The organism is Dietzia sp. DQ11-44, assembly GCF_014145205.1.
GTDB classification, from domain to species: Bacteria; Actinomycetota; Actinomycetes; order Mycobacteriales; family Mycobacteriaceae; genus Dietzia; species Dietzia natronolimnaea.
The window spans coordinates 1-10068 of sequence record NZ_JAALEC010000026.1; the positions used below are offsets into that span (position 1 = coordinate 1).

Consider the following 10068-nt stretch of genomic DNA (forward strand, 5'->3'; position numbering starts at 1 on the left):
GGCGGCGGCGAACGGGCCCACGATCGAGTACGGCAGCAGCATCACGGCGAATCCGCCCGCGATCGCAGCCGGAGTCGTGGCGGTCTCGGGGCTGAAGAGCACGATCCCCCCGAGCGCGGCCTGGTGGATCCCCTCGCTGAGCAGGGCGGCCAGGCGCGCGGTGGACAGGCGGCCGAGACCGTCGGACTCGCGCAACGCCGTGGCCAGGCGCCCGCGCGTCGGATCGGCCGGTCCTGCGGACAAGGAGGTCACGGGAGCCACCGTAGCGAGACCCGATCGAGGGGACGCGGATGTGGGCGGGCGGTGGCGCGGGCATCATGGGGACATGGACACGGGACCGGACGATCTGAGTGGCGGAGGCCTCTTCGGCGACCGCCTCTATGACGCGATGGACAAGCGGGATCCCGTCGCGGGTTCGCTGCTCATCGCGGCGCCGGACATGCCGGACCCCAACTTCCGGCGCGCCATCATCTACGTGATCGAACACGACCATTCCGGTTCACTCGGCGTGGTGATCACCCGCCGGAGCGACACGCCGGTCGAGACGATCCTGCCCGGCTGGGCGGAGATGTGTGCGCCACCGGCCGTGTTCCACATCGGAGGCCCGGTCAAGCCGGACACCGGGATCGCGCTGGTGGTGCTCGGGTCGGGCGTCGACGGCGAGATGCACCAGGGGTTGCAGCAGATCGAGGGCAGGGTCCACGTGGTGGACCTCGACAGCGAACCCGACCTGCTCCGCGACTCCGTGGAGGGGATGCGCGTGTTCGTGGGGTACACCGGCTGGGCGCCCGGGCAGTTGCAGGGAGAGCTCGACCGCGGCGACTGGTACGTGGCCCCCAGCCTGCCGAGCGATCTGCTCGCGCCGGCGCACGTGGACGTCTGGGGAACGGTGCTGCGTCGCCAGGAGATGCCTCTCCCCCTCTACGCGACCTTCGTGAACGACGGGGACGTGAACTGATCCGACCCGACCGGTCGGGTGTCTCATTATGTGAGACGAAGTAGTCAGATAGTAGGACCGCGAGTATTCTCCCGCTGGTGGACGCAGGAGCGAGCGGCGAGACCCGGGTGGGCCCACGACAGTGGGCGATCCTCGGCGTCGGTACGCTCGCCGCGTCCTCCGCCTCGGCGTTCGTGGCCGGTGTGGCCTTCCTTCTCCCCTACCTCCACTCGGTGGCCGGCCTGTCGCTCCCCGCCGCGGGTGCGCTCGTGGCCATGCCCTCGGTCGGGACCGCACTCACTCTCGTGGCCTGGGGCTGGCTCGTCGACCGCGCCGGAGAGCGGCTCGTGCTCGTGAGCGGATCCGTTCTCACCACGGCCGCCCTGGCAGGCGCTCTCATCACCCCGTCACTGACCCTCCTCGGCGTGTGCTTCCTGCTCGCGGGAGCGGCCTCGGCATCGGCGGCCTCGGCGAGCGGTCGACTGGTGGTGGGATGGTTCCCCGCTGGTCGACGGGGCATGGCGATGGGCGTCCGGCAGATGTCGCAACCCCTCGGAGCGGCGGTCGCGGCGATGTCCATGCCGGCGCTGGCCGCCTCGCAGGGTCTCCGGGCCGCGCTGGCGGTCCCCCTGGTCATGGCTGCGGTCTCCGCGGTCGCGGCGCTCGTCGTCGTCACCGATCCTCCCCGGCCGGACCGTCACGACCCCGGGTCCACCACACTCGCCACCTCGCCGTACCGGGCGTCGCGCTACCTGCACCGGATCCACGGCGTCTCGGTGCTGCTCGTACTCCCCCAGGCGCTCATGCAGTCGTTCATGCTCGCGTGGTTGGTCCTCGGGCACGGCTGGTCGCCCGTCTCGGCCGGCGCGGTCGTGACGGTGGCGCAACTGTTGGGTGCGGTCGGACGCATCGTCGTCGGCGTGATCTCCGACCGCGTGGGCTCGCGGCTGACTCCGCTTCGCGCGGTTGCCGTGTCGGTCTCGGTCGGCCTGGCGGTCCTGGCTGCCGCGGAGGTGTTCGGGGCCCCCGGTGTGGTCGCCGTGGCCCTCGCCGTGATCGCGACGGTCCTGTCCGTGGCGGACAACGGACTCGCCTTCACCGCGGTCGCCGAACACGCCGGACCCCATTGGAGCGGGCGGGCCCTCGGAGTCCAGAACACCGCGCAGTTCCTCGCGATCTCGGCGATCACCCCGGTCTTCGCGGCGGGAATCGACCGGTGGGGTTACGGGCCGGTCTTCGCCGGGGCCGCGCTGGTGGCCGCGCTGGCCGTGCCCGTCGTGCCTCGCGCCGACCGGGTCCGGTGATCCCGACCGGTGTGCCCGGCCGTCACCCGGTGGCCGCGCCGGGCGCCGGGTGACCCCGGTACTGCCCCACCGACCACACGTTCCCCTCGGGGTCTCGGGCGGAGAAGGTGTGGTCACCGTAGTCGGTGTCGTGCATCTCCATGACGATCTCGGCCCCCGCCGCCCGGGCGCGCTGGTAGACGGCGTCGGAATCGGCCGTCACCACGTAGGCGAGACCCGTCCCGGGTGGTGTGGCGTGCGGGTCGTCGTCCCCTCGCCCGCCGTCCCCGAGCATGACGCCTCCGCCCTCGGGCCAGAGCAGTTCTGCGTGGACGATCCGCCCGCCCTCGGTGTGCGAGACGGTCTCGACGAAGCCCAGGGCCTCGACCAGCCAGTCGATCACGACCCGGGAGTCGGTGCAGCGGAAGCAGTGCCAGACGGTGGGCGCGGGTTCGGCGCCGGGTTCGTGTGTACTCATGCCGGTGAGTCTCCCCCGGGGTCGGGCGGCCAGGCTTGGATGTTTCGGAACTCCTCCTCGATCCAGTTCGTCGGCGACGTGCCCGCGTACCGCCGATAGGCGGCGTCGAGGTGGGCGTGGTCGGCGTACCCGTGGTCGTGGGCGAGGTCGGCCAGTCGGAGCCCGTCCGGCCGTGGCCCCGAGGCCCCGCGAACGGCCTCACGCAGGGCCGAGTGAGTTGACTCGAACCGCATCAGGTCGGCGAGCGCCTTGGTCCCGATCCCCAGTTCGGCCCTGCAGAGCGTCGACAGGTGGCGGGGCGTCACCCCGACCTCCGAGGCCACCCGGGACACCCGCATGCGACCACCGGAGGCCTCGAGCAGTCGCCACGCGCCCACCACCTCCCGGCGCGGACCGGGTACGCGTTCGTACCTGTCCGCCGCCGAGGCCAGGCCCGCGGCCACGAGGTCGGCGCGGTCACGGGCGGGTGCCGAGGCCACCCGCGAGTGAAGCGCCCGGACCCGGGAACCGAGGACGTCTTCGCCCTCGTGCGTGAGCTCGGAGAGAGCGGACGCCGGCATCCCGAACAGGCGCCGCGCGGCGAGGGGGTGCACCGCGACCTGGACGCCTTCCTCGCGGTCGGGCCGTTGCAGGTAGACGGGTCGGGTGTGGAACCCGCCGAGGCAGACGTCGTGGCGTACCCCCTCCCGCCGGGCCCAGTCCGCGAAGGAACACGAGCACAGCAGAGGAGCGTCCGTGGCGACGACGAGGGTCAGGGTGGAGGAGGGCAGCCCCCGGTGTGGTGGCCGCTGCGGCCGCGGGCCGATCCCCTCCACGGCATACGAGATGAGCCGCCTCACCCCGGGCGGCGGAGTGGCCTCGCGCACGCTCACGCCACCAAGTGTGCCCCGTCCCGTCGGGGGTGACCAGACCCCCGCGGTCGCTACACTGCTCCGCGTGCCGTCCACCCCCTCTACCAGCGCAGAGATCCGCAAGGGTCTGGCCGACTGCTCCACGGTCGGACTCGGTCTGGTCCCCCTGGGACTGGCGTTCGGGGTCCTGCTCACCCAGGCGGGATTCGCGTGGTGGTGGGCCCCGGTGTTCTCCGTGGTGATCTACGCGGGGTCCATGGAGTTCCTGGCGATCGGTCTGCTCACGGCCCTCACTCCCCTGTACTCGCTGGCCGCGGCGGCGTTCCTGGTCAACTTCCGCCACGTCTTCTACGGACTGAGTTTCCCGTTGGACGCCATCCGCTCGCGTCTCGGCCGCCTCTACGCCGTCTACGCGCTCACCGACGAGGTCTACGCGATCACCGCCACCAAGCGGCGCACGGAGATGACGGGGGCGCGGACGTTGACCATCTCCCTCACCTGTCAGACGCTGTGGGTGGTCCCCGGCATCGTCGGCGCGCTCGTCGGGGCCGCTCTGCCCGCCGGGCTCGACGGTCTGCAGTTCGCGCTGACCGCGCTGTTCGCCGTCCTCGCGGTGGACGCGTGGCGTGCCTCGGGAGACCTGCCGGCCCCCGTGATCGGCCTGGTGTGCGGTCTGGTGGCGGCGTGGCTGGCCCCGGAGCAGATGCTGATCGTGGGGCTGTGCGCGTTCGTGGCCGTGTTGATCGCGCGGTACGCGTGGGCGACCCGCGAGGGGCGGGAACCGGCGTGAGCTCACCGTTGACCGGTGCCCCGGTGCCGGGAGCCGGCTATCTGCTCGCCGGGCTGGGAGTGATGTTCGTCGTGACCATGGCCCTGCGCGCCGCCCCGTTCGTCGCGCTCACCCGGCTCCGCGACTCGCGGGTCGTGCGCTATCTGGGCCGCACGATGCCGGCCGGCGTGATGGTGGTGCTGGTGGTCTACACCCTGCGCGACACCACCGCCGCCCTCGGCTCCTGGCTGCCCGCCGGAGCCGCGTTGGCTCTCACCCTGGCGGTGCACCTGGTGTGGCGACGGGCGGCGGCGAGCATCATCGTGGGTACCGCCACCTACATGCTGTTGGGAGCCTGGCTCGGGTGAGACCGGCACGCGCGTCCCCCGATGCACTGCCGCACGAGCAGGGGGGCAGGCGAGAGTTCACCGGGAGGAGCGGCTCCGCGGAACCACGGCGGCCCGGCCGATTCCTGAAGCTCAGTGGGCCACAGGACAGGTGCCCAGGTCGACCTTCCACTCGGTGAGGCCGTTGAGCCAGCCGGACCGCAGCCGCGTGGGTTCGCCCAGCGCGGTGAGGTCGGGAAAATAGTCGGCGACGGCGTTGAAGATGATCTCGAGCTGCATCTTGGCCAGATTGGCGCCGAGGCAGTAATGGGGACCCTGCCCACCGAAGGTCACGTGGGGGTTCGGGTCGCGGAGGATGTTGAACGTGAACGGGTCCTCGAAGACGTCCTCGTCGAAGTTCGCCGATCCGTAGCAGATCAGCACGCGATCCCCCTCGGCGATGGACACGCCCCCGATCTCGACGTCCTCCATGGCGGTCCGCTGGAACTGGGTGATCGGTGAGGCCCACCGGAGGATCTCGTCGTAGGCGGTCTCCGGGCGCTCGCGCTTGAACAACTCCCACTGGTCGGGGTTCTCCAGCATGGCCACCATGCCGTGGGTGGTGGCGTTGCGGGTGGTCTCGTTGCCGGCGACGGACAGCAGGGTGACGAACCAGCCGAACTCCTCGGGCGACAGGTGCTCTCCGTCGACGTCGGCCTGGACGAGCTTGGTCACGATGTCGTCCCGCGGGTTGGCGGCGCGGTCCTCGGCCATGGTGTTCGCGTACCCGATGAGTTCCATGGACGCGATGGCGGGAGCGTCGGGGTCGCCCCCGGCGTCGTAGCTGGTCATGATGTTGGACCACTCGAAGATCTTGTGGCGGTCCTCCTGCGGCACGCCGAGCAGATCCGCGATCGCCTGGAGCGGGAGCTCGGAGGCGATCGCGGTGACGAAGTCGTCGGCGTTCGACTCCGCGGCGGCGGTGACGATCTTGCGCGCGCGGTCGGCGAGTTCCTCGCGCATGCCGGCCACGCCGCGTGGGGTGAAGCCGCGGGAGATGATCCGGCGGTGCTTCTTGTGGATCTCACCGTCCTCGTTGACCAGCATCGACCGCTGCGCCTCGATGATCGAGCGGTCGGTTCCCTCGGAGAACCGAGGGATCATCGTGTTCTCCCCCGCGGAGAACAGTTCGCCGGTGAGGCGCGAGATCTCCTTGACGTCGGCGTGCCTGGTGACGAGCCAGTAGTGGTCGTCGTCGAAGCCGTCCGACCCGGGACGCTTGTCGACGCGGTGTATCGGTTCGGTCTGCCGCAACTGGCGCCACTCCTCATGCGGGAGTCGTTTCTCGAACAGGTCCGGGTCGGTGAAGTCGAATCCTGCTGGGATGGTCACGTTCACGATGTCTCCTGCGCCTCGTCCACCGCCGGTCGGCAGGTGTGGGAAAGGTGAATAGTGGTAACTATATACGCGTGGCACTGTCTGGGAGTGAGATTCTCGATCGCGCGTTGATGCTGGCCGAGGAGATGTCGGGTTCGATCGAGCGCGCTGCGGCGAACTACGGCCTCACGGTGCCGCGACTGGAGTTGCTGTTCGTCCTGGGGCTCGAGGGCGAGTGCAAGCAGGTGGAGCTGGCGACCTTCCTGGACTGCTCGCCGCGCCAGGTCACCGCACTCGTCGACGGGCTGGTCGCCAGCGGACACGTGGTCCGGACCATGCCGCCGGACGACCGGCGGGTCCGTCTGGTCAACCTCACCGACGAGTCGCGTCGGATCGTCGAGGAGGTCGTGTCGGCGCGTGTCGCGCTGGCGGAGTGGCTGTTCGACGGGCTCGACGACGACGAGCTGCAGGCATTCGGTGCCGTCTCGGAGAAACTGGTCTCGCGAATGGGTGGACGGTCACTGAGCCGGCTGACCCAGCAGTGAGTCAGGCCGTGCAGGCCGCGCAGCCGGTGTCCTCCCGGGCGTACTCGACGAACCCGCGGGACAGGTAGTTCGGGATCGCGGCCGGGGAGTCGTCCCCGCACGTGTGCAGCCAGACCCTGCGGCACCCCGGGACCTGCCAGGCGATCCGGACGGTCTCGGAGAGGAACCATCCGCCGAGTCCCAGGCCGGCGAAGCGGGGGAGCAGGCCGAAATAGACGATCTCCACATCGACCCCGTCGGCCGGGTCCCCGTGGCCCGAGCCCGGCTCGTCCCCGCACGGGCTCATGCGCAACTCGGCGAACCCGGCGACCTCGCCGCCCCGGGTCGCCCGGAAGGTGGTGACGCAGGGGTCCGCGCAGTACGAGGCCCAGCGTCCGTCCGACCAGTCGAGTCGGTCGGTCCACTTCCAGTCGGCGCCGATCTCGCGGTACATCTGCGAGTTGAAGGCGGGCTCGGCCGGGAAGACCCGGGAGATCGTCAGGTCCGCGCGGCGAGCCGGGCGCAGCCAGGACGCGTCGGTCTGCTGCAGATAGGTCACGCTGGTCATCGCGCTATTCAAGCACCGTAACCCTGCCGCGACCCAACCGGTATCGGACCGGAGCGGGGTTGCCGATGAATGAGCAAGCAATGAAGACCGGCGGAAGCTTAGTTGACGTGGAACTCCGGAATGCCGGGGAGCTGGAGTCCATTGAGTAAGTTGGCTGATCCTGCGACGAGATCGTTGTGGCCTTTAAACGCGGCGTTTTCAACACCATCCATCACAAACGGGTTTGACACAGAGGCGGCGGCTCCCGCTCCCCCAACTACAGCGGCGGTTCCCGCTCCCAGTGCGATTCCTCCGACCAAAGGCGGAGTCAAACCGATTGCCGCAGCGGCGGCGGCCGCTGGCCCGAGGAGGACTGCGCCGATCAGAGCGAGACCTTCGATAATGCCCATTGTCTTGTCTCCATTCTTCAGGTGTGGCCAGTAGTCAACCGACTTGGAGCTGTCCAGGTCGAACTGGTTCTTGGGGTTTGAGCGGAATGAGTGAAACCTCGATACGCGGCGACGGAGCAGGCGCTGGAGCCAGAGGGGCAGCGGACATAGGTGCGGGCGCGGGAGGATTCGGCGGGTTGGCTTGCACCGGGGGCAGCGGTATCGGGACCTGGACCACTTGCGCAGGTGCAGCCTGAGGGGGCACTAACACGCCTTGGTCCGGCAAGTTCACCTCGCTGGAGGGCGCCGCGACCGATGTCGTGGCCGACATAGTCGCGCTTGTATTCCAGGGTTGAGCTGGGGGTCGGGGTGAGCTGAGTCCACCTTGGGACAGCTCGCTGGTAGCGGCCACGGATTCACCGGCATTGGGGGAGGCATGAGTCAGGTGGGCAAGTGCAACTCCGCAGGTGATGCCTACGAGCGAGAGTGCACCGGCGGCAAGCCAGAGGACCTTAGGGCGCGGCCCAAGGCCGTTCATCTCACCACCAGCCCCAGGCGATGGCATTGTTTTTCAGGACTTCCAGTTGATAGGCAGGCAATCCTGCATCGACGCCGAGCTCGTACTGAGTGCGATACAGATCGGTCGAGGCCGCTTGGGCACCCGGGATCATATTGATGACACCGGCCAAGGCGGCGTTGGCCATTACCCAAAGTGGGCTCGAGATGCTTCCGTAGAAGGGGTCCACATGTGCCTCCGTGCGTGAGGATCGGGTAGGGGTATGCGCCTCTTTATCGATACGCTCCGGAGACATTAAGCAGACGGCGACCAGAGCTCAATTGCTTCGTCGACTAAGAATGGGAACGCTGTTCCGGCGCGTTGACCTGCTGATACATCGTCAACATGGCTGTCATTCGAATCGCTGCTGGTAGGGCGGGGGGCCGTCTGAAGATCACGGGCTCGGGAACCCGGAGAGCATTCGCTTACCCCGCGTCGTCTGTGACCCGAAACACCCCGGACGCGTTCAGTTGCGGTTCAGCGTGACCTCCGTAGGGTCGCGGCCATGACCAGCGTCCTCATGATCCTGTCCGCCGCCGACCACTGGACCCTCAAGGACGGCTCCGCGCACCCCACCGGGTTCTGGGCCGAGGAGTTCGTCACGCCCTACGAGGTCTTCACCGGGGCCGGGTGGAACGTCACCGTGGCCACTCCCGGGGGCCGCGCGCCCACGGTCGACCAGGCCAGCCTCGGCGAGGGGGCGGGCGATCCGCAGACCCTCGAGAAGGTCAAGGCCTCGCTCGACCAGCTCGCCCCCGTTCTGAACTCGCCCGTCGACCTGGCGTCCGTGGACCACTCGGAGTACGACCTGGTCTTCTACCCCGGCGGCCACGGCCCGCTCGAGGACCTGGCCCGCGACCAGACGTCCGGGGCGATCCTGACCGAGCGCGTGAGCGCCGGCTCGCCCGTGGCCCTGCTCTGCCACGCCCCCGCCGCCGTGCTCGCCGCGTCCGAGGACCCGGCCTCCTCGCCGTTCGCCGGCTACCGGATGACCGGTTTCTCCAACGTCGAGGAGGAGCAGGTGGGTCTGGCCGCCAACGCTCCCTGGCTCCTCGAAAACAAACTGGTCGAGCTGGGTGCGGAATACTCCTCGGCCGCCGAGCCGTGGGGCTCGCACGTCGTGGTGGACCGCAACGTCTACACCGGTCAGAACCCGCAGTCGTCCGCCGAACTGGCCGAGCGGCTCGTCACCGATCTCGCCGGCTGACCCCGGTAGTTCACGGGGATCTGAGGATTGCCGGGCGAAAATAGACCGAAGTGCTTCCTGAACAGGGGAAACTGGGACTTGTCGAAGGTTCCATGTCCCCACACAGAAAGCACTCGGTAGGTGAAGCGTACGTCGTGGTCGTCTGGCCTGTCCGTTACTGCTGATGGTGTCGGGGTGATCTCCCACGCCGGAGCCATCGCGCCACGCCTTCTGGCGGATCGAGTGGGGCTGACCGCCGAACTGTCGAAGGCCATGACTCGCAGACGGTTCATCCCAGTCCATGACCGTGGCCGGGTCTTGATCGACCTCGCGGTGATGCTCACAGATGGCGGCGAGTCCATCTCCGACATCGGCGTCCTGCGCCACCAATCCGAGGCCCTGGGCCCGGTAGCCTCGGCCCCGACGGTGTGGCGCACACTCGATGAGATCACTGCCGGCAAGCGCAAGAAGATCCAGGTAGCGCGTGCCCGCACCCGCCGTCATGTGTGGTCCCTCCTGCCCGGCGGAGTGCCCGCATCCAAGTGTGCGGGCCGGGACCTGGGAGCCACAATCGTGCTTGATGTGGACGCCACCATCGTGGTCACCCACAGCGAGAAAGAGCTTGCTGCGCCGACGTACAAGCGCACCTTCGGCTACCACCCGATCGGCGTGTGGTGCGACAACACGACCGAGTTCCTCGCGGCGAGCTTGCGCCCGGGCAATGCTGGCTCCAACACCGCTGCCGACCACATCGACGTCCTGGGCCAGGCAATCGCGCAGATCCCCGCTGCTCACCGGCGTGACCTGCTGATCCGCTCGGACGGCGCCGGCGCCTCCCATGACCT

General features: G+C 69.1%; 13 protein-coding genes and 1 pseudogene. 7 read left to right on the forward strand and 7 right to left on the reverse strand.

Annotated features, from left to right (window positions below):
- Nucleotides 1–252 (reverse strand): annotated as a pseudogene (locus G6018_RS00745) (hypothetical protein); the annotation flags it as partial.
- Nucleotides 253–325: 73 nt separating this feature from the next.
- Between G6018_RS00745 and G6018_RS00750 the strand changes: the two are divergent.
- Both G6018_RS00750 and G6018_RS00755 read left to right on the forward strand, forming a co-directional pair.
- Complete coding sequence (locus tag G6018_RS00750) at nucleotides 326–958, forward strand: YqgE/AlgH family protein (protein WP_179523990.1); 633 nt, start codon at nucleotides 326–328, stop codon at nucleotides 956–958.
- Nucleotides 959–1035: 77 nt separating this feature from the next.
- The gene (locus G6018_RS00755; RefSeq protein WP_347237755.1) at nucleotides 1036–2241 is read left to right on the forward strand and encodes an MFS transporter; all 1206 of its coding nucleotides are present in this window, start codon (nucleotides 1036–1038) and stop codon (nucleotides 2239–2241) included.
- A gap of 22 nt (nucleotides 2242–2263) precedes the next feature.
- Here G6018_RS00755 and G6018_RS00760 read toward each other — a convergent pair whose 3' ends face one another.
- On the reverse strand, nucleotides 2264–2698 hold the full coding sequence (locus G6018_RS00760; RefSeq protein ID WP_182638473.1) for a VOC family protein: 435 nt from the start codon (nucleotides 2696–2698) through the stop codon (nucleotides 2264–2266).
- Nucleotides 2695–3570, reverse strand: a complete 876-nt coding sequence (locus tag G6018_RS17620; protein ID WP_182638474.1) for a helix-turn-helix domain-containing protein — start codon at nucleotides 3568–3570, stop codon at nucleotides 2695–2697. The genes G6018_RS00760 and G6018_RS17620 overlap by 4 nt, the downstream gene beginning before the upstream one ends.
- Nucleotides 3571–3634: 64 nt before the next feature.
- On the opposite strand from G6018_RS17620, the gene G6018_RS00770 reads away from it, so the two are divergent.
- Nucleotides 3635–4339, forward strand: a complete 705-nt coding sequence (locus G6018_RS00770; RefSeq protein WP_179523987.1) for an AzlC family ABC transporter permease — start codon at nucleotides 3635–3637, stop codon at nucleotides 4337–4339.
- A gap of 62 nt (nucleotides 4340–4401) precedes the next feature.
- On the forward strand, nucleotides 4402–4686 hold the full coding sequence (locus G6018_RS00775) for an AzlD domain-containing protein (protein ID WP_179526069.1): 285 nt from the start codon (nucleotides 4402–4404) through the stop codon (nucleotides 4684–4686).
- Nucleotides 4687–4797: 111 nt separating this feature from the next.
- On the opposite strand, the gene G6018_RS00780 is transcribed toward G6018_RS00775, so the two are convergent.
- Nucleotides 4798–6042 (reverse strand): cytochrome P450, encoded by a 1245-nt coding sequence (locus G6018_RS00780; RefSeq protein ID WP_304816736.1) that lies wholly within the window; start codon nucleotides 6040–6042, stop codon nucleotides 4798–4800.
- 71 nt (nucleotides 6043–6113) lie between these two features.
- Here G6018_RS00780 and G6018_RS00785 point away from each other — a divergent pair, with 71 nt between their 5' ends.
- A complete protein-coding gene (locus G6018_RS00785; protein WP_304816738.1) occupies nucleotides 6114–6566 on the forward strand; it encodes a MarR family transcriptional regulator in 453 nt (150 codons plus the stop codon).
- A gap of 1 nt (nucleotide 6567) precedes the next feature.
- Here G6018_RS00785 and G6018_RS00790 read toward each other — a convergent pair whose 3' ends face one another.
- From G6018_RS00790 to G6018_RS00800, 3 genes are all read right to left on the reverse strand, one after another.
- The gene (locus G6018_RS00790; RefSeq protein WP_179523986.1) at nucleotides 6568–7113 is read right to left on the reverse strand and encodes a GNAT family N-acetyltransferase; all 546 of its coding nucleotides are present in this window, start codon (nucleotides 7111–7113) and stop codon (nucleotides 6568–6570) included.
- 98 nt (nucleotides 7114–7211) lie between these two features.
- The gene (locus tag G6018_RS00795; RefSeq protein ID WP_179523985.1) at nucleotides 7212–7502 is read right to left on the reverse strand and encodes a hypothetical protein; all 291 of its coding nucleotides are present in this window, start codon (nucleotides 7500–7502) and stop codon (nucleotides 7212–7214) included.
- A gap of 518 nt (nucleotides 7503–8020) precedes the next feature.
- The gene (locus G6018_RS00800) at nucleotides 8021–8185 is read right to left on the reverse strand and encodes a hypothetical protein (protein WP_179523984.1); all 165 of its coding nucleotides are present in this window, start codon (nucleotides 8183–8185) and stop codon (nucleotides 8021–8023) included.
- A 357-nt stretch (nucleotides 8186–8542) separates the two neighbouring features.
- On the opposite strand from G6018_RS00800, the gene G6018_RS00805 reads away from it, so the two are divergent.
- Both G6018_RS00805 and G6018_RS00810 read left to right on the forward strand, forming a co-directional pair.
- Nucleotides 8543–9244, forward strand: coding sequence for a type 1 glutamine amidotransferase domain-containing protein (locus tag G6018_RS00805; RefSeq protein WP_182638475.1), 702 nt, complete (start codon nucleotides 8543–8545; stop codon nucleotides 9242–9244).
- Between the two features lie 174 nt (nucleotides 9245–9418).
- Nucleotides 9419–10068, forward strand: a 650-nt coding sequence (locus tag G6018_RS00810; protein ID WP_347237756.1) for a transposase, incomplete at its 3' end; no start/stop codon positions are given.

Bases quoted from the DNA above. Each gene is read 5' to 3' on its own strand.
- G6018_RS00750 (WP_179523990.1), top strand. From the start codon at position 326: ATGGACACGGGACCGGACGATCTGAGTGGCGGAGGCCTCTTCGGCGAC.
- G6018_RS00760 (WP_182638473.1), bottom strand. From the start codon at position 2,698: ATGAGTACACACGAACCCGGCGCCGAACCCGCGCCCACCGTCTGGCAC.
- G6018_RS00775 (WP_179526069.1), top strand. From the start codon at position 4,402: ATGTTCGTCGTGACCATGGCCCTGCGCGCCGCCCCGTTCGTCGCGCTC.
- G6018_RS00790 (WP_179523986.1), bottom strand. From the start codon at position 7,113: ATGACCAGCGTGACCTATCTGCAGCAGACCGACGCGTCCTGGCTGCGC.
- G6018_RS00795 (WP_179523985.1), bottom strand. From the start codon at position 7,502: ATGGGCATTATCGAAGGTCTCGCTCTGATCGGCGCAGTCCTCCTCGGG.
- G6018_RS00800 (WP_179523984.1), bottom strand. From the start codon at position 8,185: ATGGCCAACGCCGCCTTGGCCGGTGTCATCAATATGATCCCGGGTGCC.
- G6018_RS00805 (WP_182638475.1), top strand. From the start codon at position 8,543: ATGACCAGCGTCCTCATGATCCTGTCCGCCGCCGACCACTGGACCCTC.